The 413-nt window shown below is 28.8% G+C and carries 1 protein-coding gene; it reads right to left on the bottom strand.

The window, feature by feature from the left end; translation table 11 throughout:
* The coding region (locus tag KHA85_RS20420; RefSeq protein WP_213186699.1) for a DDE-type integrase/transposase/recombinase at positions 1–391 on the bottom strand (391 nt) is incomplete at its 3' end.
* Between the last annotated feature and the right edge of the window lie 22 nt (positions 392–413).

The following is a 413-nucleotide window of genomic DNA, read 5'->3' as shown; positions in this document are numbered from 1 at the left end:
TGTCTAAACAGTTTCCCTTTCTTGACATTGACTGTTGAATTCTTTTTTCTTCAAGCATTTCATGATATGACTGCATCTGATATTGCCAGCCCTGATCTGAATGAAAGATAAGATTATTCAAATTATCATATTTTTCAAAAGCTTTATTAAGCATATCTTTTGTTTGTTCAAAATTTGGACTTTTTGATATATTGAAAGATACTATTTCTCGATTATGCAAATCCAATATTGGCGATAGATAAAGCTTTCCTGCTGCTATATGAAACTCCGATACATCTGTTAACCATATTTCATTGCAACTTGTTGTGTTGAAATTTCTCTCATAATATGTCTTATGATTTTCTTCGTCTACTACTTTATTAAGTAATAAATTTTTTGTTGTACCATTCATATCACCTTTATATGACTTATAT

The sequence above is a fragment of the Dietzia massiliensis genome (assembly GCF_018390595.1).
GTDB lineage: Bacteria > Actinomycetota > Actinomycetes > Mycobacteriales > Mycobacteriaceae > Dietzia > Dietzia massiliensis.
The sequence above is the reverse complement of the archived record's forward strand: the minus strand, read 5'-3'. Positions and strand labels throughout refer to the sequence as shown.